The following is a 19,583-nucleotide window of genomic DNA, read 5'->3' on the forward strand; positions in this document are numbered from 1 at the left end:
TTCCCCTGCTTCCCCTGCTTTCTTCACTGTCACCTGTCACCTGTCACCTGTCACCTATTTCGGTCCTAAACCAACAGTACCAGCATAGACGGCGCGATCGCCTAATTCATGCTCAATGCGGAGGAGGCGATTGTATTTTGCTACCCGTTCACTGCGACACAGAGAACCGGTTTTAATTTGACCGGCGCGAGTAGCTACAGCTAAATCAGCAATTGTTGTATCTTCAGTTTCACCAGAACGATGGCTAATTACTGAACGGAAACCGTTGCGAGTGGCTAAATCAATGGTTTCCAAAGTTTCAGTTAGAGAACCGATTTGATTCAATTTAATCAAGATTGAGTTAGCGGCTTTTTCTTGGATACCTTTTTGTAAGCGGGTAGCGTTAGTTACAAATAAATCATCACCCACTAATTGTACTTTTGAGCCGATTTTCTGAGTTAGTAATTGCCAACTTTGCCAATCTTCCTCATGTAAACCATCTTCAATAGATACAATGGGATATTGGTCAACCAACTGACCTAAATAATCAATAAACTCAACAGGACTATGGGGTTTACCATCATAAACATATTGTCCATTTTTGTAAAATTCACTTGCAGCCACGTCTAAGGCTAAAGCTACTTCTTCACCGGGTTTGTAACCAGCTTGTTTAATTGCAGCTACCAACAATTCTAAAGCCACTTGGTTAGATTCTAGGTTAGGTGCAAAACCACCTTCATCACCCACACCAGTCAGCAAACCTTTATCATCTAACACTTTGCTGAGAGTTGCAAACACTTCCGCACCCCAACGCAAAGCTTCTTTAAAAGAAGGCGCACCGATAGGAACAATCATAAACTCTTGAAAGTCTACGTTATTGGCTGCGTGCGCTCCACCATTGATCACATTCATTAAGGGGACTGGCAATAAATTTGCCAAAGGTCCACCCAAATAGCGATAGAGAGGAATATCTAAAGCTGCTGCACCTGCTTTGGCTGCTGCTAAGGAAATACCTAAAATGGCATTTGCGCCTAAATTAGATTTGTTAGGTGAACCGTCTGTAGCAATCATTGTCCGGTCTAACAATTCTTGGTTGAGGACATCCAACCCTAATAATTTGGGTGCTAATATCTCATTGGCGTTTTTTACCGCCGTGAGGACTCCTTTACCACCATAACGGCTTTTATCCCCATCCCGCAGTTCATGGGCTTCAAATGTGCCTGTAGAAGCCCCGCTAGGAACTTGTGCGAGTCCGACTGCACCACCAGCTAAATGTACTTCCGCTTCTAGTGTAGGTCTTCCCCGTGAGTCGAGGATTTCGCGGGAGACAATGGCTTCAATAGCGGTGTCTAGAAATTTAGTCATTCGTGGTTTGTCCTTGATTTTGAGTATGTCGTCAGGGTTAACCTTTACAGTTTACTAATAACCCAATCGCTAGTTTATGTGTTTCTGGGGGAAAATCGGCTGACATTAAAGAAGATTTCCAATCGTGACGGGTGATAATGCTCGCTGAGTATGGAAGGAAACATGGAATTTGTCAGAATCAGGATTTTTAGGATTAAAGGATGTACAGGATTATTTATTGATACTTTATTTTGTCAGAATCAGGATTTCTAGGATTAAAGAATGTACAGGATTCTTTATTGATAGTTTGCTTGTTTTGAATACATAAATTGCCATTTTTAATATTTATGTACAAAATTCTGTAAATCCTCACATCCTGGACATCCTGATTCAGACAGATATTCCTAAATCGGTATTTTGTCAATAAGATTTAGATGCGTTTCCCCTGGGTTTTATTGGGAAGTTTGAAAGCAGTAGATATGTGGTGTCATGTAACTGCTGTAGGGTTAACGGTAGCAGCTAATTCTGTTGCTGTCAGACAAACTAGCCTATTGATGGGTGTAGGATTCGGTTATCTGATATTTAAGGAAAAAAACATCAGAACAAGGTTGTTCGGTAGTGCAATTATGGTGTTAGGAATTTGTTTATTAACTTTCTCCTAATCTGTATCTTGTGGATTTAAAGCGATCGCTCTTGTTCAAGAGGGTGATGTGCCTAGCTCACCGAAGGAATCATATTTGAACCTACATTTCCATTTCACAAATATGGATATATTATGCACAAACAAAATTTTACAGATAACCTAAAAAAATTAATTGGAATGGCTTTTGAGTATCTTTTAGAAAGTAATAAAAATGCAAAAACTGGAAATACAATAGATCCAAAACCTACTAATGATTTATTTTGTTTGAATTGTGGTAGTACCAGCGTAAATCTTCACCCAAAACAAGGGGCAGAAAAATACACAGCAGACTGTAGAACTTGTCGACATCAAACACACATAAACTATTGCTGAAAGTGTCATACACAACTATTTAAACATGGCTATTATTGGGACTATCATAAAACATCTGTTTGGAGTAGCTTTGATATTCATTGTCCCAATTGCGGTATGGCATTTGCAGATAAACCGTGAAATTTGCAGATGAACTGATTTTTGACATCTGACGCACCGTAGTAATGGCTGTGTTCTAAGCCACAGAAAAATCTGTAAACTGCCGATATTCAGGACGAATAAACCCTAAAATAATATCATCCTTTCCTACTCCTAATTCCAATAATTCCGCAGTTATACCCCTTTCCGTACCATCCCATTCAATGCAGATTTTCCCATCAATAATTCGCAAATGAAACACCACTGCATGAACTCTACCTGTTTTATCCCAACCTGTATCCATTAACAAATAATTATCAGATTCTTGATCACAAATACATAAAGCCTCAATTTTTCCATGACTAGGTTTATACTTAGCGTGATTTCCAACAATACTAATTATAATTCTTCTGTATTTTTCTAACTTATCCATTGTACAATTACCTCCTGAATTGGATCGAAAATAATGTAATTAATCTGCTGTTGATCACTTAAAATATCTTGAATAGCTGGTTTAAGAAAAAAGTCTTGATAAGCAGCTTCAGGAATCGCTAAATATAATTTACGTTCTGGATTGATTCTTTTTATTAAACTAACATAAATATTATATTGTCCTAATGTTTTTTCTAATTCTGTAATTAAAGAAGGACTATTAAAAACTTTTATCTCAATCACAATCTTTTGCTGCATTTTCTGAGCAGCAAATAACTTTTCTGCTCCTAAATCAGCATATAAACGCAAGCCTTTATATTCTAGTATAAAGGGATCATCTGTAATTACCCATCCATCTTTGGTTAGAGCATTTTTAACTTGATTGTGATATAAATCGTACTGTGGCATTACTAAATCAAAAATATTAACTTTAGCTTAACAAAAACCACCTTCATCACCCACACCTGTCAGCAAACCTTTATCATCTAACACCTTGCTGAGAGTGGCAAATACTTCCGCACCCCAACGCAATGCTTCTTTAAAAGAAGGCGCACCGATAGGAACAATCATAAACTCTTGAAAATCAACGTTATTAGATGCGTGCGCTCCACCATTGATCACGTTCATTAAGGGGACTGGCAATAAATTCGCCAAAAGTCCACCCAAATAGCGATAGAGAGGAATATCCAAAGCTACTGCACCTGCTTTGGCTGCTGCTAAAGAAATACCTCAAATGTGCCTGTAGAAGCCCCGCTAGGAACTTGTGCGAGTCCCACTGCACCACCAGCTAAATGTACTTCTGCTTCTAGGGTAGGTCTTCCCCGTGAGTCAAGGATTTCGCGGGAGATAATGGCTTCAATAGCGGTGTCTAGAAATTTAGTCATTCGTGGTTTGTCCTTGATTTTGAGTATGTCGTCAGGGTTTAACCTTTACAGTTTACTAATAACCCAATCGCTAGTTTATGTGTTTCTGGGGGAAAATCGGCTGACATTAAAGAAGATTTCCAATCACGACGGGTGACAATGATCCCTGATTCTGACATATATTTCTACATTTTTGTATGTTATAATTTTCAGAAAATAGCAAAGATTATTTATGAATACAGTAGAAATTCGTCAACAAATTCAAGAATATGTTGATAAACTGTCACCAGAAAGATTATTAGTGGCTGTTGATTTTTTGGCGTATTTGGCAGATAAACAAGATAATGATGCTACTGAAGAGTTATTGAAAATTCAAGGATTTAAAGAAGATTTTGCTAAAGCGAAAGAAAATGTTAAAGAAGGTAAGGTAATTTCTGTTAATCAACTTAAACGAAAATATTAACTATACGGTTGTTATTGGCATTGATGCTCAAGATTTTTTTGAATCTGCTTCTGCTACTTTACAAAAGAAGTTAGACAGATGTTTTGAAATTTTAAAGATTGAGCCGCGTAATTATCCTAATATAAAAGCACTGAAAGGTGAATTCTCAGGTTATTATCGTTATCGAGTGGGTGACTATCGAGTGATTTATGAAATTGATGATAATTCAAAGCTGGTAACTATTTTGCTGATTGCACATCGAAGTAAAGTTTATGAGTAGTTGCAATAAATATTCGTCCCTTCCCACCGTAACTTATCTCATTTGTAAATACTCTTTAAATACAGCAGATAAATTAAATAAAACTTTTTCTTGGACAACTGTTTTCAGTAAATATTGAATGTGAGATAATTCTTCATCTTCAAAGTCCATATCTGCACATTTTTCTTGAGTGATTAAAATTAAACTACTTTGATGTTCAACTTCTGTTATCATTGTGAAAAAATTTTGATAATTTTTATATTCATTTTGATAACTTCCTGCAAATTGACCACTAGCAAAAATATTTTCCAGATTATCAATTAGGTATAAGTGCGATTACAGCAGAACAAGTAATTACTGTCAGGTCTGTACGTCAGAGACTAGGAGGAAAAACAACATCTGTACCAAGTTCTAATTTTGAGAATTCAGTTCCATCTTCTTCATCTTCTTTAAGTTATAAAACCGATGATAAAGCAGTAAAGAAGCTGTAGCCAAATTATTCAATCCGATTAGAAAATTAGATGCAGAAAAAACCCCTATCGCGTTGATATATAATTCTGAAAAATGCTATGATATAAGCCAATCCCAAGCATTGTTATCAATTTAATTACTACCAAATTTTCCCCATATTCAAAACAAACCCTGGTAAAACAGATTCAAAACTCACAGTGTCAGGATTTTCTAAACACTCTTCTATTTGTCCAGGACGATAAATATAAACTCGGCGATTTTTGCGGTCAATTAATAACCCTAATTGGATTCCTGGTTCTTGCATATATTCCTGCATTTTCTCTTTTAAAGGCTGCAAATTATCAGAATTTGACCTTAATTCAATGACAAAATCAGGACAAATAGGTGCAAATTTCTGTTGTTGTGCAGGTGTAAGTTGATTCCATCTTGCTAACTTCATACAGGAAGCATCAGGAGAACGTATTGCACCTGTGGAAAGTGTAAATCCCGCACTGGAAGAAAAGCCAATTCCTGAACCATTTTCATCTGACCAAATTGCTAACTGTCCAATAATATGAAATTCTCGATTTCCCGTTTCTGAATCAACAGGTGGCATAATTAATATATTTCCGAATTCATTCCTCTCAATGCGTAAATCACGGTTTTCTTGACAGAAATCAAAAAATTCTTCATCTGTCATTTGCATTGATGAGGGAAAATGTAATATCAAAGGTGATGAAATCATAATTATTTCCTCCATCTGAAATTAAAATCAATTTTATCACAATCTCTTGCTGAAATTGGTCAAGATAGAATTATCAACGATTTGGCAATCAAAAGCAGGATTAAACGCAAGTATCGTGAAAATTCCTGATCAGATATAAGATATAAAATATAAGAATTGAATAAAGGGTAAATATGCGATTACTACATACAATGCTGCGGGTAGGTAATTTAGAAGAGTCCTTAACATTTTACTGTGATGTACTGGGAATGAAGTTACTCCGTCGGAAAGATTATCCAGCGGGAGAATTTACCCTGGCTTTTGTCGGTTATGGAGAAGAAAGTGATCATTCAGTTTTAGAACTCACCCACAACTGGGGCGTAGAAAAGTATGATTTAGGTAGTGCCTATGGTCATATCGCCTTGGGTGTGCATAATATTTACGCTACCTGTGAGACCATTGGACAACTGGGTGGTAAAGTAGTCCGAGAACCAGGACCAATGAAACATGGTTCAACGGTAATTGCTTTTGTGGAAGATCCAGATGGTTATAAAGTTGAATTGATTCAATTAAAAACTCCAGAATAATTTAGGGTAGAGGGTAGGAAGATAACTTCTTTATCCATTACCCAATTCCCCCCTAAACTTAAATTACAAGTCTAAAATCTAAAATTTTACAAATGCAGCCTACAGATCCTGATAAATTTACTGATACAGCCTGGGAAGCGGTAACAAAATCCCAAGACGTGGTTCGTGCTTATAAACAACAACAATTAGAAGTTGAACATTTAATTCTCGCCCTTTTAGAAGAACCTACCAGCCTAGCTACAGCCATTCTCACCCGTGCGGAAGTTGATTCAGTCCGATTCAAACAACAACTAGAGGCTTTTACCCAACGTCAACCCAAGGTTGGAAAAAGTGATCAACTTTACCTGGGGCGAAATTTAGATTTACTTTTAGATAAAGCCGATGAAATTAGAGCCAAAATGAGAGAGGAGGAAATCTCAGAAGGGCATATAATTTTAGCGTTTGGTAATGATGAACGGGTTGGTAGAAGATTATTTAAAAGCTTAAATATAGATATTGCTCAAGTAGAACTTGGGGTTAAATCTGTTCGCGCTACTCCCAAAATCAAAGCATCTCCAAAAGCAGAAGCGGATGTGCAAGAGGAAGCTTTAAAAAGATTTGGACGAGATTTGACAGAACAAGCCAAAGCAGGAAAATTAGATCCTGTGATTGGGAGAGATGATGAAATTCGCCGGGTAATTCAGGTATTGTCTCGACGTAGTAAAAATAACCCTGTGTTAATTGGTGAGCCAGGAGTTGGCAAAACTGCGATCGCTGAAGCATTAGCCCAAAGAATGGTAAATGGCGACGTTCCTGAGTCTTTAAAGAATCGCCAATTGATTTCCTTGGATATCGGTAGTTTGATTGCAGGAGCAAAATACAGAGGTGAATTTGAAGACCGTTTAAAAAATGTCCTCCGTGAAGTTACGGAATCAAACGGGCAAGTAGTTTTATTTATTGATGAACTGCATACCGTTGTTGGGGCTGGTTCTAATCAACAAGGGTCAATGGATGCCGGAAATTTGCTTAAACCTATGTTGGCGCGGGGTGAATTGCGTTGTATTGGGGCAACTACCTTAGATGAATATCGCAAATTTATTGAAAAAGATGCAGCATTAGAAAGACGTTTTCAACAAGTATATGTAGATCAACCAACAGTAGAAAATACAATTTCGATTTTGCGAGGTTTGAAAGGGCGTTATGAAGTGCATCATAACGTCAAAATTTCCGATTCCGCTTTAGTGGCTGCCGCAACTTTATCAGCGCGTTACATTGCTGATAGATTTCTACCAGACAAAGCTATTGACCTAGTTGATGAAGCCGCAGCGAAATTAAAAATGGAGATTACATCCAAACCTGCGGAATTAGAAACCATTGACCGGCGCTTAATGCAGCTAGAAATGGAAAAGCTGTCATTATCTGGAGAAGAACAGAGTATTTCTCCAACTAGAGAACGATTAGAACGAATTGAACAAGAAATTGCCAGTTTAACAGTTAAACAGCAAATATTTAATGAACAATGGCAAGGGGAAAAGCAGATTTTAGAATCTATCAGCGGGTTAAAGAAAGAAGAAGATGCCATGCGGGTGCAAATTGAACAAGCAGAACGAGACTATGATTTAAACAAAGCCGCTCAATTGAAGTACGGTAAGTTAGAAGGTGTGCAACGAGAACGAGAAGTTAAAGAAGCGAAACTTTTAGAAATGCAAACCCAAGGTTCGACTTTGTTGCGCGAACAGGTCACCGAAGCCGATATTGCCGAAATTGTCGCTAAATGGACAGGAATCCCTGTAAATCGCCTTTTGGAATCAGAACGGCAAAAATTACTGCAATTAGAAAGTCATTTGCATGAACGGGTAATTGGTCAAGAAGAAGCCGTTTCCGCCGTCTCTGCGGCTATCCGTCGCGCCCGTGCGGGGATGAAAGACCCCTCACGTCCTATTGGTTCATTCTTGTTTATGGGACCAACTGGCGTGGGTAAAACCGAACTCGCCCGCGCCTTAGCTCAATTTCTCTTTGATTCGGATGATGCTTTGGTGCGTTTGGATATGTCCGAGTACATGGAAAAACATTCAGTTTCCCGCCTTGTGGGTGCGCCTCCCGGATATGTGGGTTATGAAGAAGGGGGACAACTTTCCGAAGCGATTCGCAGACATCCTTACTCGGTGGTGCTGTTAGATGAAGTGGAAAAAGCCCACCCCGATGTATTTAATATCTTGTTGCAAGTTTTAGATGATGGTAGAGTTACTGATTCCCAAGGACGGGCTGTAGATTTTCGGAATACTGTCATAGTCATGACTAGCAACATCGGCAGTGAACATATTTTGGATGTATCTGGGGATGATTCTAAGTATGATTTGATGCGTAATAAGGTGATGGAAGGTTTGCGAAGTCACTTCCGTCCCGAATTTCTCAACCGCATAGATGACTTAATTCTTTTCCACGCTCTTAATCGTTCAGAAATGGGGCATATTATCCGTATTCAACTCAAACGGGTGGAAAATCTGCTCAAAGAACAGAAAATCTCTTTCGAGATATCCCAGTCCGCTTGTGATCATCTTGTGGAAGCTGGTTATGATCCAGTTTATGGCGCACGTCCATTAAAACGGTCAATTCAACGCGAGGTAGAAAATCCTCTGGCTACGAAGTTACTGGAAAATACTTTTGTTTCTGGTGATACTATCATCATTGATAAGGTTGAAACTGGGTTAAGTTTTAGTAAAAAACTTTAAGCATTTTCATTAGTAAATAGGGGGCTTTCTATGGAATTGATTTCTTCTTTAGGGATTACAAGTTCGCAATATCTTTCCAAGGAAAGATTTATTAGTTATCATCATCAGTCGCGGTTATTGTTTTCCTTGGGTAGTCAAGTTAAAAATGTTCTAGAAATTGGTATTTTTAATTCTTTGCTTACAGAAATACTCCGACAAAGTAATTATAATGTAACTACGGCGGATATTGATCCTAGTCTCAAACCAGATATAATGTTGGATTTGACGGCGGACTTTATACTACCAAAAGATAAGTTTGATGCAATTGTTCTGTTTCAGGTATTAGAACATTTTCCTTATGAAAAATCTGAATTAGCATTGCAAAAACTCGCCGCAATTACTAAGAAATATTTGGTGATTTCGATTCCCAATGCTACTGAATATCTATCATTGCAAATCAAAACTTCTTTTCTACTTAAAGCCAGACATTTACTCTGGGAAATTCCCCAATTTTGGAGTACAACACCACTTTGTGATGAACATTATTGGGAATTGGGATTGAAAGGATATCCCAAAAAGCGGTTTTTGGAATCTGTTGCTAAAGCTGGTTTGATAGTGAGGGAAGAATATGTTGATCCTACTTTCCCATATCACTACTTTTTGATCTTAGAAAAAATATAAGTGCGATCGCTTGTCTAATACCAATTCTGTATAAAGATGCCCCAAATTTAGAAAGGAACGAACCACAGAGGCACAGAGAACACAGAGGAGGAAAAGACAAGGTTACAAAATTCAACGCAGCTTCATAAAGAAATGGTATAAGATCATGAGAATATCCTACTCGGTTTTCTTTTTGGTGGGACGTTTCCGTTCTGATTTCTTCTTGAAACCTACTGCTTGGGCTGCATCACTATCTGAACCAAATTGACCTTTTACTGCTTCTTTCATGGCTAAAACAGCATTATGGAACTCCCATTCTGCTTGTTTGGCTGCATCTGCGGAGGCTTTAAATAATGCTTGTTTTTCGGTTTCTTCTTGTTGTCTTGTCACCATTTCTGCATAAGCTTTTTGTAATGCTTCTGGTGTGGCTGCTACACGAGCAGTGGTATAACCAGTTACGGCTTTGAGTCCGTTGTAAGAATCTATATCTTGCTGGAGGTTGCTAGGGGTGATGCGGCGACTAGTATCTGGAGCTGGCATGATAACTTTGTTGTTAAAAATATTTGTATCAGTTTACTATACAATGTGTATTTATGGCAATACGTTATTTAGATTTTTTATTTGAGTAGATTTGGATTGCTAAACAATGCTTATGTATTGATATCTAATATTTTTGTTTTTTATGCAATGCTTAAAGAATAGATGACAATGGTTTAAAATTACAATTTAATCTTTTTAGCATTGTTAACATTAAGTCATCAGCTATCTGTTTATTGTGGTTTCTGTTGCTTTAACCAGGTTTCTAAATCAGCAACTTGTGAAAAATCTAACAAAGCATCTGCTAAATTTTCCAGTTGTTCTATAGACAATGATTGAATTTGCTCGATTAATGATAATTTAATTTCACCAAATCGGCGAATTGGTCATGGATAAAGCGGGTCACAATTGGTTCTATTTAGATTCTGAAGATAGATTTTGTTGATTAAGTTTACAATAACAGGTATTAAATCATAAAATAAAAACTATAATTAAGTAAGACTACAAATAAAAACAATCCTTAAATTACTATACAATAAACAGGTACTAAAAATAAAATGCCAAAAACAAACATCATTAATCCAGAACAGTCTTATACTTTTGCTGATTATTTTAAACTTAACTTTGCTCCACAAGATATTTTAGCTTATTTTAATGTTTCTCTTCAACGTCGCTCTTTAAAATTACCTCAATCTACTCATACTTTTGATCGTTTAACTGATCTAAAAGCACGTATTGAAGAAGTTTTACCTCGTCTTAGTTTGACTAGTGAAATGGCCAGAAGGGAATTTCTTATTGCTCCAGTTTTAACGGACGTACTGCACTATACTCAAGCTACGCTTAATATTGAATATCCGATTGTTGTTAATAATCAATTAAAAGGTTCTTTAGATTATTTAATGCAAAATTGCCAAGTTTTTCTAGTTGTTGAAGCTAAAAATGAAGACTTAGAAAAAGGTTTTTTGCAATTAGCAATTGAACTAATTGCTCTTGATCAATGGATTGAATCAGACAAGAATATTTTACACGGTGCAGTTTCTACAGGCAATATTTGGCAGTTTGGGCAATTTGATCGTCTGTCTCGTACAGTAACTCAAGACCTTGATTTATATCGTGTTCCGGCTGACTTGGAGGATTTATTACGAATTTTAGTGGAAATTTTGGAATCTTAATGATTTTTATACTACTTCATTTTAAAAATTATTTAAGATGGTTCTTCCTTGTCAAGTTCAGGATAACATATTTTAAATGAGATGTCAATAAGTTTATTACCTTTTTTCGGGAGTTAATGTTTTATTGTTTTGGTGTATTGGTTGATGATTTTTTTCGCGCAAAGTCGCAAAGGAGCAAAGGGTTATTTTGTCTATTTGCAAAATGGTTCTTCCTTATCAAGTTCAGGATAACATATTTTAAATGAGATGTCAATAGGTTTATTACCTTTTTTCGGGAGTTAATGTTTTATTGTTTTGGTGTATTGGTTGATGGTTTTTTTCGCGCAAAGTCGCAAAGGAGCAAAGGGTTATTTTGTCTATATTTATTTAACTCAAGCATAAGCTTATTCAGGATTTTAGTAATTTACCAAGCATTTTGACACTTACAATCCTGTAAATCCTTAAATCCTGGATATCCTGATTCAGACAATTTCATGATTGCATTACAAACCTGTTTTTATGTATTGCCATCAGATACTTCTGTTTGTTGTTGCAAAGACTCTCGAATAGATGACAATAGCTCAGGATTGCTTTCTATCATTTATAGCAAGGATAATGCTGTTTTTGTATTTAGTTCGGGAAAGTCTGCTTATTGAACTAACCTTTCAGCATCATTGTACTTTCCTTGAGATTCATACAATGCTGCTAAATTATTAAGACTAGTAGCGACGGAAGGATGGTCATCACCAAGTTGGCGTTTTTTGATATCTAAAGATTGTAAAAAAAGAAGTTCAGCATCATTATAGCGTCCTTGAGATTCATACAATCCTGCCAAATTATTGAGACTAGAAGCGACGGAAGGATGGTCATCACCAAGTTGGCGTTTATAGATATCTAAAGATTGTAAAAAAAGAGGTTCAGCATCATTGTACTTTCCTTGAACTCTATATAATGCTGCCAAATTATTGAGACTAGAAGCGACGGAAGGATGATCATCACCAAGTTGGCGTTTTTTGATATCTAAAGATTGTAAAAAAAGAAGTTCAGCATCATTATAGCGTCCTTGAGATTCATACAATCCTGCCAAATTATTTAGACTGGTAGCAACATCGGGATGATCATCACCTAATTGGTGTTTTCTGATATCTAAAGATTGCAAATAAAGAGGTTCAGCATCGTTGTAACGTCCTTGAGACTCATACAATCCTGCCAAATTATTTAGACTGGAAGCAACAAAGGGATGATCATCACCTAATTGGTGTTTTCTGATATCTAAAGATTGCAAATAAAGAGGTTCAGCATCGTTGTAACGTCCTTGAGACTCATACAATCCTGCCAAATTATTTAGACTATTTGCAAGAGCATCTTGTTGTTGAAATTGAGTTTGTAAAACTATTGCTTGATTCAAATATTTTTGAGCTAGTGCTAATTCCCTTTCTCTATCTGCTGATTTTCCTGATTTTACTCTTGCAGCATACAAATTACCTAGCTGGCTATAGAGAGTTTCTAGTTTGCTACTATTTGCTCCCCATTGGTTAATCGCTTCAGCTAAAGATGCTTCTAATTGTTCTGGGGAAAAAATCGAACTTGCTTGATTATCTAGAATTACCTCAGAATTGCAATTGATTAATAACTCATTTGTCACTAAAGACGGTTCAAGCTGAAAATGAAATACACCATTACGCCAACTCCAGAAATCAGGTGCTTGCTTGGCAATTTGAGCATAAATGCGTGATGGTATCCATAAAATAATCGGCATTTTTAGTTCTCGCAATGCTTCTCGCGTCCATTGCAAATAACCAAAAAACTTTTTCAACAATTCATCTTGATTGAATGATCCTAATTTTTCTGCACCTAATACTGTGGCTATGGCATTTTCTTTTAATGTAACTTGTTGTGTGATAGCTTGCTTTAAACTAGGTTCTTGACTATCAAGATAAACTCGATAAATATTGTCAATATATGCTAATTCTTTTTCATAATTAGCTATAATATTTTCACGCTGACGATCTGCATCACACACAGCAATGAAAATCTGTAACATCCCAATGCCAGCTTCAATTGAAACTAACAAACTTATATAAGTCTGTTCATTTGCTTTGATAATGGATTCATTGGTTAAGGTGTTCATTAAATTAACTCTTCTAACTTTAACTGTTGAATTACAAGAGGATGAAGATCATACCAACTCTCAGCATTTCTATATTCAATCACATAAACATTGTGGAGCAAATCAAGAAATTCTTGCTGTTTAGGATCATCAGGGCGATAATTCGTATATGTTTGTTGTAAAATCTCCCGGTCAGTTTTGCTCAAAGTAATTGTCATATCATTTCGCAAAATATCAAGTGCTTGCTGCAAAATTGTCGCATCAATTTGCACATCATCAATCGGTTCTAGCTTTCTGGCTTTTTTTCTTAACTCTACTAATACTAAACTACAACATTTTATCTCGTTCCCAATCTCAGACTGGGAATGCCATCATCGAGGCTCTGCCTCTGATATTATTGAAGTCAGAGACTTCTAGATTCATTCCCATACAGAGTATGGGAACGAGAAGACGAGAAATAGGAACGAGAAAATTATTGTTGTCTATATGACATTTTCTAAGATTAAAGCAATAGCCTGTTGTAATATCATTTCTTTATCTACCATTGCTGCTAATTCTTCAGTTTCATATTTACCTTCAAATGCTTCTTTGGCTGCACCATTTAATGACAACTCATAGGCATCTTCTAGGGTTTCTCGCAATTCTTCAGTTGTAAAGTACATTCCCCCAGATTTACGACGTTTGTTTGTGCGTTGAATTTCTTTCACTGCATTAGCAATAGACAAATTCCATGATCTAGTTGTTCGGTTTTCCGCAGCTTGCTTAATTAGATGCAGAAGAATAATTTTGCCAAAACTAAAAATCTTATTCAGTTTATCATCTTTGCTCATTTCAGTCATCTCTTCAACTAGCAGCAATGCACCAGGAATATTGCCATTAATCAGCAATTGTTGAAGTTCTAGTAATTCTTCCATAACTCAAACCTCCTGAATTAAATTTCTCACTTTAAAACTTCTACCCCAATATGGGTTAGATAAAATTCCTCACCCCGCAAGGAACTCAAGTTCCTTACTAATAGCGAAAGTTGTCTTTTGATAACTAAACACTAGGAAATTATATTTAAAGATTGCAAATAAAAAGGTTCGGCATCATTATATTATGTTTCATTTCTCTATAACTCTGCCAAACCCCTATATGCTAAGTAGTATAATTTCATTGATATAATTAGTTGATGCCAGGTGGCAAGTACAGATCATCTGCTGGTAATCTTCTTTCCTGAATTTCTTTTCTGCTCTCAGCTAAAAACGGTTCTAATCTTTCACCAAATTTTTGGTTGTATTCTTCCTCTGTGCGTTTAAATTTAAAGGCTGTATCTGCTCGTCGTTCAATTGATTCTACCAGTGCAGCTTGGACAATCCCCTGTGCTATTAGATTACCTCTGATAGTATGGTAGAGCCAGTATGCTGTAGCTAGTTCTACAGGTACAGATTTGATATAGCCACCATATTCTTCTACCTCTAGTCCTTTTAATAAGTTTTTATTCTTGTATGGCAAAGCTTGTGGGGATTTTCCTGACAAAAAACTTCGTAAGTCATTATTAGGTTTACCAATAGCAGAAGTAATTGATTCAACGTATAGTTTATAACTACCATCCGGCATTTGATAAACATCCACAGGGATAGATCCTAGCTTTATAGTGGCTTTTACTGCGGTTACAGCTTGTTCAAATTTTGACATATTCTATTTGATTTATAATGTGTGATTTCTCATTTTTGCATAATATAACTTATCAGTATCTTTCATGTTTACTAACCTGCAAAAATCACACCTATAAACTTTATTTCCTAATCCCCAGTCCCTTGGTAGTGTAATCCGAATCATAATGAAGAGGTATTCCTGACCCCAAAAGCGATAAAATCACGGAAAATTGATTTTCATAAAATATATCTGCAAGTAAAACCGACGGATAACTATGTTAGAACAAGGCAATATCAGTATTCATACCGATAATATTTTCCCGATTATCAAGAAGTCTCTCTACTCAGATCATCAAATCTTCTTGCGGGAACTGGTATCCAACGCAGTAGACGCTATCCAAAAGTTAAACATGGTATCCCGTGCTGGGGAATACAATGGGGAAATTGGTGAACCAGAAATTACCATTAGCATTGATAAAGACAACAAAACCCTCTCAATAGCTGATAATGGCATTGGAATGACCGCAGAGGAAGTCAAAAAATATATTAACCAAGTTGCTTTCTCTAGTGCTGAAGAATTTATTCACAAGTATGAAGGTAAGGCAGATCAACCTATTATCGGTCATTTCGGTTTAGGTTTCTACTCTTCCTTCATGGTAGCGAAGCAAGTAGAGATTGATACTCTTTCCTATCAAGAAGGCGCACAAGCTGTGCGTTGGAGTTGTGATGGTTCACCCAAATTTGTTTTAGATGAATCTCCTCGCACCACTCGTGGAACTACAATTATTCTCACATTGGAAGGAGAAGAAGAGGAGTTTCTCGAACCAGCACGAATTAGGAATCTTGTCAAGACTTACTGCGATTTCATGTCAGTTCCCATTAAAATGGATGGGGAAGTTTTAAATAAACAACAAGCTGCATGGCGTGAATCTCCCAGTAATCTTAAAGAGGAAGATTATTTAGAGTTTTACCGCTATTTGTATCCTTTCCAAGAAGAACCCTTGCTGTGGGTGCATTTGAATACAGATTATCCCTTTGTGATTAACGGGATTTTGTATTTCCCGAAAATGCGTCCTGATGTAGATGTTACCAAAGGACAAATTAAATTATTCTGCAATCAGGTGTTTGTCAGTGATAACTGTGAGGAAATTATTCCCCAGTTTTTAATGCCCATGCGGGGCGTGATTGATAGCACTGATATACCTTTGAACGTTTCTCGAAGTGCATTACAAGGCGATCGCACTATTAAGAGAATAGGAGATTATATCGCCAAAAAAGTCGGCGATAGACTCAAAGAATTATACCGCGATAACCGCGAACAATACGTAACAGCCTGGAAAGACTTGGGAACATTCGTGAAATTTGGCGTTCTCAACGATGATAAATTCAAAAAACAAGTTGAAGACATCATCATCTTCCGCAGTACAGCCAAATTAGAAGCCCCTGTAGCCGACACCGCAGCCGTTGAAGTTCAATCTACCGATGGTGATGTTTGGCAAGATGTTACCCCAGCAAACGCGACTAGCATCCCCTACACCACCCTGAAAGAATACTTAGAACGGAACAAAGAACGTCACGAAAACAAGGTATTCTACAGCACCGATGCAGCTACTCAATCCACATACATAGAACTGCACAAAAATCAAGGTTTAGAAGTCCTCTTTATGGACTCCTTCATTGATACCCACTTCATTAACTTCCTAGAACAAGAATATCGGGATGTTAAATTTACACGGGTAGACTCTGACCTCGATAATACCCTCCTCGATGACAAAACCAGCGAAATTGTTGACCCCACCACCAACAAGACCAAAGGAGAAGTCATTAAAGAACTATTTGAGAAAGCCCTCAACAAGCCAAAACTCAACATCCGCACCGAGTCCTTAAAATCAGATGACCCACAGGGAACACCACCAGCAATGGTATTATTACCCGAATTTCTCCGGCGGATGCGAGAAATGAGTGCTATGATGCAGCAACAAAACGCTGAATTTCCCGAAGAACATATTTTACTAGTAAATACTGCTCACCCGTTAATTCAAAACTTGGTTAATCTCAGTCAAGGCAGTATTATTCAAGGTGATGGTGAATCCCCATCCAGTCAATTAGTTAATATGATGTGTCAGCACGTTTATGATTTGGCACTTATATCGCAAAAAGGCTTTGATGCAGATGGGATGAAATCCTTTGTCGAACGTTCTAATGACGTACTCACCAAGCTAACAGAACAAGCCAGCAAATAGAAATTACTCTCGATTATTTCAATGTAGAGACGTTTCATGAAACGTCTCTACTACATATTTTGCTCATTACCTTTTTCAATGATTTCCAGTCATCTAGCCTGGTTTGCAGATATAATAGGAAGGTTGTCTTTAAATAACACTCTAGGAGATACTTATTATGTCCCGTCGTTGTCAACTAACTGGTAAAAAAGCCAATAACGCTTGTTCCGTTTCCCACTCCAACCGTCACACCAACCGTCTACAACACGTTAATCTGCAAAACAAGCGGGTTTGGTGGGCTGCTGGTAACCGTTGGGTGAAATTGAAACTTTCCACCAAAGCTATCAAAACCTTAGAATTCAAAGGTTTAGACGCAATGGCAAAAGAAGCAGGAATCAACCTCAACCATTACTAAATAGCAGGGAATAGGGAACAGGGAACAGGAAACAGGGGAAGGAAAAGTTTTTTGATTATACTTCTTTTCTTTCTTCTTTCTAACTCCTGACTCCTGACTCCTGACTCCTTTCATTAAACACTTTTTAACTTAATTACACCCCGATCAAAAACGCGATTATTAGTACCAATAGCACTCACTTCCATTCTATCTGCATACACATCATAGGCCGCAAAACTCAAATCACTGGTTGAATATTCTGTCCATTGAGAACGGCCAACCGGACGATTACCGGCACCAGCGCCACAGATTAAATAGGTAGTTCCATTAATAGCGCGAGTTCGTTCATAATTATGTTCATGACCATTGATATAAAGCTGAACATTGTATTTTTTAAACAAAGGAGTAAAGGTTTTAATAAAACTTTTATTATTCCCATAATGACCAGATGAATAAATAGGATGATGACCAAAAACAACTTTCCAAGGGGCTTTACTCAGACTTAATTCTTGATCTAACCAAATTAATTGATTTTTCCAATCAGCATTACCATTAGTATCTAAAGCAAAAAACTGAACTTTATTTTGACTAAATGTGTAATAACGTCCCTGCATATTAAAACCAGGATATTTAACTTGGGGAACACCATTATCAGTGCGAATATCATGATTACCTAAACAAGCATGAAACTTGACACCATTTTTTAGTAAAGCTTGATAGGGACGTTCAAAAACTTCATTTATTTTCTCAATTTCCCCATTATTATAGATGTTATCACCAGCTAAAATCACCAAATTATAAGGATTTTGCTGATGATAAAAATTCATAGCATTAGCTACAGCATATTGTCCTTTTGTGCCAGTTCCCGTATCAGCAACGGAGACAAAACGCAATAATAAATCTTTTTTGACTGGTTTAGCGGCTATTGCTGATTCTATGAGAGAATTTGTATTTAATAATTTCCCACCCAAAAATCCAGATCCTATGGTGCTGATTCCACTTAAAAACAAAAATTGACGGCGGTTAATATTCATAATTCATTAAATGTCACAATAATTGATTATAGTCAAAATATGTTTTCTCTGTTTTTGATTTACTAATTTGGGTAAAAGTTCCATGTCAGGAGAAAAACGTAGAAAATCAAGAAATGAACCCGCAGCTATACTTTATCAAAAAAATCAACCAATTTGGAAAACGACAATTATCCAAGTTTTGCGGGGAACAATTGGTGTTTTAGAAACTACAGTAGTGAAACTGGAGACAGAAACACCCGCTGATACTCAGAAAAAAACTAATTTTTTATCGCGTTGGGATGGATTTTTAAGGACATTCCGCTTATTTTTACCATCAAATATATCTAACAATGTATCAGATACGGTGCTGACAGGAATTTTTGCTGTAATTTTTGTGGTGACAATAGGGATAAGTACATTTACATTTATTCCTAAATCTGCTGAAGTTGCAACTGTTCCCCCAGTAGAGGAAGTTATCCCCCCAAAATCAGTTATAGAACCGGAAGTAATACCAACCCCAGTTGTCGAACCGGAAGTAATACCAACTCCAGTTGTCGAACCGGAAGCAATACCAACTCCAGTTATAGAACCGGAAGCAATACCAACTCCAGTTATAGAAACTGAACCAACTCCAATTCCAGTTGTTGAATTAACACCTGAACAAGCTTTACTAGCAGCAATTGAAAATCAGTTTTCAGAAATTAGCGTTTCTGTTAAGAATACCAAAGACAAAAATATTATTTCTCAACTCATAAAACCTCTTCAAGCTAATTTCCGTACTAGTGATTTAACTGTGAAAATTAGTGATATTTGGTATAACCTGGAAAAATCCCAACAGGATAAACTAGCTGCGGAAATATTACAACGTTCTCAAGAACTGAATTTTATCCATTTAGAAGTTGTTGATTTTCAAGAGAAAATAATTGCCCGGAGTCCAGTGGTGGGTAATGAAATGATAATTTTTAACCGCTGAAATTTGATAGATGTTTGTTTTAT

General features: G+C 36.8%; 24 protein-coding genes and 1 pseudogene. 11 read left to right on the plus strand and 14 right to left on the minus strand.

Features of this window, described 5'->3' with window-relative positions; all coding sequences use genetic code 11:
* Positions 1 to 54: 54 nt before the first annotated feature.
* Positions 55 to 1,344 (minus strand): phosphopyruvate hydratase, encoded by a 1,290-nt coding sequence (gene eno / locus FJR09_RS01070; RefSeq protein WP_168653210.1) that lies wholly within the window; start codon positions 1,342 to 1,344, stop codon positions 55 to 57.
* 413 nt (positions 1,345 to 1,757) lie between these two features.
* Here eno (FJR09_RS01070) and FJR09_RS01075 point away from each other — a divergent pair, with 413 nt between their 5' ends.
* Both FJR09_RS01075 and FJR09_RS01080 read left to right on the plus strand, forming a co-directional pair.
* Positions 1,758 to 1,985 (plus strand): hypothetical protein, encoded by a 228-nt coding sequence (locus tag FJR09_RS01075; protein WP_217357027.1) that lies wholly within the window; start codon positions 1,758 to 1,760, stop codon positions 1,983 to 1,985.
* A 113-nt stretch (positions 1,986 to 2,098) separates the two neighbouring features.
* Positions 2,099 to 2,338 carry a hypothetical protein gene (locus tag FJR09_RS01080; RefSeq protein ID WP_168653209.1) on the plus strand — a complete coding sequence of 80 codons (240 nt, stop codon included), beginning with the start codon at positions 2,099 to 2,101 and terminating at the stop codon, positions 2,336 to 2,338.
* Between the two features lie 19 nt (positions 2,339 to 2,357).
* Here FJR09_RS01080 and FJR09_RS25685 read toward each other — a convergent pair whose 3' ends face one another.
* From FJR09_RS25685 to eno (FJR09_RS01095), 4 genes and pseudogenes are all read right to left on the minus strand, one after another.
* A complete protein-coding gene (locus tag FJR09_RS25685) occupies positions 2,358 to 2,486 on the minus strand; it encodes a hypothetical protein (protein WP_256369520.1) in 129 nt (42 codons plus the stop codon).
* Positions 2,487 to 2,513: 27 nt separating this feature from the next.
* Positions 2,514 to 2,849, minus strand: a complete 336-nt coding sequence (locus FJR09_RS01085; RefSeq protein ID WP_168653208.1) for a XisI protein — start codon at positions 2,847 to 2,849, stop codon at positions 2,514 to 2,516.
* On the minus strand, positions 2,837 to 3,256 hold the full coding sequence (locus tag FJR09_RS01090) for an element excision factor XisH family protein (RefSeq protein WP_027400758.1): 420 nt from the start codon (positions 3,254 to 3,256) through the stop codon (positions 2,837 to 2,839). The genes FJR09_RS01085 and FJR09_RS01090 overlap by 13 nt, the downstream gene beginning before the upstream one ends.
* Before the next feature lie 33 nt (positions 3,257 to 3,289).
* Positions 3,290 to 3,732, minus strand: a pseudogene (gene eno / locus FJR09_RS01095) (phosphopyruvate hydratase); the annotation flags it as partial.
* Between the two features lie 211 nt (positions 3,733 to 3,943).
* Here eno (FJR09_RS01095) and FJR09_RS01100 point away from each other — a divergent pair.
* Together FJR09_RS01100 and FJR09_RS01105 are read left to right on the plus strand one after the other, a co-directional pair.
* Positions 3,944 to 4,174 carry a hypothetical protein gene (locus FJR09_RS01100; RefSeq protein ID WP_015080230.1) on the plus strand — a complete coding sequence of 77 codons (231 nt, stop codon included), beginning with the start codon at positions 3,944 to 3,946 and terminating at the stop codon, positions 4,172 to 4,174.
* A 19-nt stretch (positions 4,175 to 4,193) separates the two neighbouring features.
* Positions 4,194 to 4,433: a type II toxin-antitoxin system RelE/ParE family toxin gene (locus FJR09_RS01105; RefSeq protein WP_256380206.1), complete on the plus strand. Its 240-nt coding sequence runs from the start codon at positions 4,194 to 4,196 to the stop codon at positions 4,431 to 4,433.
* Between the two features lie 33 nt (positions 4,434 to 4,466).
* Here the strand turns inward: FJR09_RS01105 and FJR09_RS01110 are convergent, their stop codons facing one another.
* The gene (locus FJR09_RS01110) at positions 4,467 to 4,646 is read right to left on the minus strand and encodes a hypothetical protein (protein WP_041458002.1); all 180 of its coding nucleotides are present in this window, start codon (positions 4,644 to 4,646) and stop codon (positions 4,467 to 4,469) included.
* A gap of 376 nt (positions 4,647 to 5,022) precedes the next feature.
* Positions 5,023 to 5,607: a Uma2 family endonuclease gene (locus FJR09_RS01115; protein WP_168653207.1), complete on the minus strand. Its 585-nt coding sequence runs from the start codon at positions 5,605 to 5,607 to the stop codon at positions 5,023 to 5,025.
* A 173-nt stretch (positions 5,608 to 5,780) separates the two neighbouring features.
* Between FJR09_RS01115 and gloA the strand changes: the two genes are divergently transcribed.
* The 3 genes from gloA to FJR09_RS01130 all read left to right on the plus strand — a co-directional run bounded on the left by gloA (position 5,781) and on the right by FJR09_RS01130 (position 9,544).
* Positions 5,781 to 6,173, plus strand: coding sequence for a lactoylglutathione lyase (gloA, locus tag FJR09_RS01120; RefSeq protein WP_015080233.1), 393 nt, complete (start codon positions 5,781 to 5,783; stop codon positions 6,171 to 6,173).
* A gap of 92 nt (positions 6,174 to 6,265) precedes the next feature.
* Positions 6,266 to 8,884: an ATP-dependent chaperone ClpB gene (gene clpB / locus FJR09_RS01125; protein ID WP_168653206.1), complete on the plus strand. Its 2,619-nt coding sequence runs from the start codon at positions 6,266 to 6,268 to the stop codon at positions 8,882 to 8,884.
* Between the two features lie 30 nt (positions 8,885 to 8,914).
* Entirely contained in the window at positions 8,915 to 9,544 is a 630-nt protein-coding gene (locus tag FJR09_RS01130; protein ID WP_168653205.1) for a methyltransferase domain-containing protein, read from the plus strand.
* Between the two features lie 156 nt (positions 9,545 to 9,700).
* Here FJR09_RS01130 and FJR09_RS01135 read toward each other — a convergent pair whose 3' ends face one another.
* Both FJR09_RS01135 and FJR09_RS01140 read right to left on the minus strand, forming a co-directional pair.
* A complete protein-coding gene (locus tag FJR09_RS01135; protein ID WP_015080236.1) occupies positions 9,701 to 10,063 on the minus strand; it encodes a hypothetical protein in 363 nt (120 codons plus the stop codon).
* A gap of 230 nt (positions 10,064 to 10,293) precedes the next feature.
* Positions 10,294 to 10,443, minus strand: a complete 150-nt coding sequence (locus tag FJR09_RS01140) for a DUF4351 domain-containing protein (RefSeq protein ID WP_168653221.1) — start codon at positions 10,441 to 10,443, stop codon at positions 10,294 to 10,296.
* Between the two features lie 174 nt (positions 10,444 to 10,617).
* Between FJR09_RS01140 and FJR09_RS01145 the strand changes: the two genes are divergently transcribed.
* Complete coding sequence (locus tag FJR09_RS01145) at positions 10,618 to 11,232, plus strand: hypothetical protein (RefSeq protein ID WP_148760268.1); 615 nt, start codon at positions 10,618 to 10,620, stop codon at positions 11,230 to 11,232.
* Positions 11,233 to 11,860: 628 nt separating this feature from the next.
* On the opposite strand, the gene FJR09_RS01150 is transcribed toward FJR09_RS01145, so the two are convergent.
* The 4 genes from FJR09_RS01150 to FJR09_RS01165 form a co-directional block, all read right to left on the minus strand.
* Positions 11,861 to 13,342, minus strand: coding sequence for a tetratricopeptide repeat protein (locus tag FJR09_RS01150; RefSeq protein WP_168654001.1), 1,482 nt, complete (start codon positions 13,340 to 13,342; stop codon positions 11,861 to 11,863).
* Complete coding sequence (locus tag FJR09_RS01155) at positions 13,342 to 13,593, minus strand: hypothetical protein (protein WP_174782896.1); 252 nt, start codon at positions 13,591 to 13,593, stop codon at positions 13,342 to 13,344. Before FJR09_RS01155 ends, FJR09_RS01150 begins: the two co-directional genes overlap by 1 nt.
* Before the next feature lie 210 nt (positions 13,594 to 13,803).
* Positions 13,804 to 14,235, minus strand: a complete 432-nt coding sequence (locus FJR09_RS01160) for a DUF29 family protein (RefSeq protein WP_168653203.1) — start codon at positions 14,233 to 14,235, stop codon at positions 13,804 to 13,806.
* A 250-nt stretch (positions 14,236 to 14,485) separates the two neighbouring features.
* Positions 14,486 to 14,998, minus strand: coding sequence for a hypothetical protein (locus FJR09_RS01165; protein ID WP_168653202.1), 513 nt, complete (start codon positions 14,996 to 14,998; stop codon positions 14,486 to 14,488).
* Positions 14,999 to 15,233: 235 nt separating this feature from the next.
* Here FJR09_RS01165 and htpG point away from each other — a divergent pair, with 235 nt between their 5' ends.
* Both htpG and rpmB read left to right on the plus strand, forming a co-directional pair.
* Complete coding sequence (gene htpG, locus FJR09_RS01170) at positions 15,234 to 17,201, plus strand: molecular chaperone HtpG (protein WP_168653201.1); 1,968 nt, start codon at positions 15,234 to 15,236, stop codon at positions 17,199 to 17,201.
* 157 nt (positions 17,202 to 17,358) lie between these two features.
* Positions 17,359 to 17,595, plus strand: coding sequence for a 50S ribosomal protein L28 (rpmB, locus tag FJR09_RS01175; protein WP_015080243.1), 237 nt, complete (start codon positions 17,359 to 17,361; stop codon positions 17,593 to 17,595).
* Positions 17,596 to 17,708: 113 nt separating this feature from the next.
* On the opposite strand, the gene FJR09_RS01180 is transcribed toward rpmB, so the two are convergent.
* Positions 17,709 to 18,608, minus strand: coding sequence for a metallophosphoesterase (locus tag FJR09_RS01180; RefSeq protein ID WP_015080244.1), 900 nt, complete (start codon positions 18,606 to 18,608; stop codon positions 17,709 to 17,711).
* An 82-nt stretch (positions 18,609 to 18,690) separates the two neighbouring features.
* Here FJR09_RS01180 and FJR09_RS01185 point away from each other — a divergent pair, with 82 nt between their 5' ends.
* Positions 18,691 to 19,560 (plus strand): hypothetical protein, encoded by an 870-nt coding sequence (locus FJR09_RS01185; RefSeq protein WP_015080245.1) that lies wholly within the window; start codon positions 18,691 to 18,693, stop codon positions 19,558 to 19,560.
* Positions 19,561 to 19,583 lie beyond the last annotated feature (23 nt).

It is taken from the genome of Dolichospermum sp. UHCC 0406 (genome assembly GCF_009712025.1).
Lineage (GTDB): Bacteria > Cyanobacteriota > Cyanobacteriia > Cyanobacteriales > Nostocaceae > Dolichospermum > Dolichospermum lemmermannii.

Bases quoted from the DNA above. Each gene is read 5' to 3' on its own strand.
- FJR09_RS01090 (WP_027400758.1), bottom strand. From the start codon at position 3,256: ATGCCACAGTACGATTTATATCACAATCAAGTTAAAAATGCTCTAACC.
- FJR09_RS01100 (WP_015080230.1), top strand. From the start codon at position 3,944: ATGAATACAGTAGAAATTCGTCAACAAATTCAAGAATATGTTGATAAA.
- FJR09_RS01150 (WP_168654001.1), bottom strand. From the start codon at position 13,342: ATGAACACCTTAACCAATGAATCCATTATCAAAGCAAATGAACAGACT.
- FJR09_RS01185 (WP_015080245.1), top strand. From the start codon at position 18,691: ATGTCAGGAGAAAAACGTAGAAAATCAAGAAATGAACCCGCAGCTATA.
- FJR09_RS01180 (WP_015080244.1), bottom strand. From the start codon at position 18,608: ATGAATATTAACCGCCGTCAATTTTTGTTTTTAAGTGGAATCAGCACC.
- FJR09_RS01110 (WP_041458002.1), bottom strand. From the start codon at position 4,646: ATGATAACAGAAGTTGAACATCAAAGTAGTTTAATTTTAATCACTCAA.
- FJR09_RS01145 (WP_148760268.1), top strand. From the start codon at position 10,618: ATGCCAAAAACAAACATCATTAATCCAGAACAGTCTTATACTTTTGCT.
- eno (WP_168653210.1), bottom strand. From the start codon at position 1,344: ATGACTAAATTTCTAGACACCGCTATTGAAGCCATTGTCTCCCGCGAA.
- FJR09_RS01160 (WP_168653203.1), bottom strand. From the start codon at position 14,235: ATGGAAGAATTACTAGAACTTCAACAATTGCTGATTAATGGCAATATT.
- FJR09_RS01085 (WP_168653208.1), bottom strand. From the start codon at position 2,849: ATGGATAAGTTAGAAAAATACAGAAGAATTATAATTAGTATTGTTGGA.
- FJR09_RS01075 (WP_217357027.1), top strand. From the start codon at position 1,758: ATGCGTTTCCCCTGGGTTTTATTGGGAAGTTTGAAAGCAGTAGATATG.
- clpB (WP_168653206.1), top strand. From the start codon at position 6,266: ATGCAGCCTACAGATCCTGATAAATTTACTGATACAGCCTGGGAAGCG.
- FJR09_RS01165 (WP_168653202.1), bottom strand. From the start codon at position 14,998: ATGTCAAAATTTGAACAAGCTGTAACCGCAGTAAAAGCCACTATAAAG.
- FJR09_RS01080 (WP_168653209.1), top strand. From the start codon at position 2,099: ATGCACAAACAAAATTTTACAGATAACCTAAAAAAATTAATTGGAATG.
- FJR09_RS01115 (WP_168653207.1), bottom strand. From the start codon at position 5,607: ATGATTTCATCACCTTTGATATTACATTTTCCCTCATCAATGCAAATG.
- FJR09_RS01135 (WP_015080236.1), bottom strand. From the start codon at position 10,063: ATGCCAGCTCCAGATACTAGTCGCCGCATCACCCCTAGCAACCTCCAG.
- FJR09_RS01130 (WP_168653205.1), top strand. From the start codon at position 8,915: ATGGAATTGATTTCTTCTTTAGGGATTACAAGTTCGCAATATCTTTCC.
- rpmB (WP_015080243.1), top strand. From the start codon at position 17,359: ATGTCCCGTCGTTGTCAACTAACTGGTAAAAAAGCCAATAACGCTTGT.
- gloA (WP_015080233.1), top strand. From the start codon at position 5,781: ATGCGATTACTACATACAATGCTGCGGGTAGGTAATTTAGAAGAGTCC.
- FJR09_RS25685 (WP_256369520.1), bottom strand. From the start codon at position 2,486: ATGTCAAAAATCAGTTCATCTGCAAATTTCACGGTTTATCTGCAAATG.
- htpG (WP_168653201.1), top strand. From the start codon at position 15,234: ATGTTAGAACAAGGCAATATCAGTATTCATACCGATAATATTTTCCCG.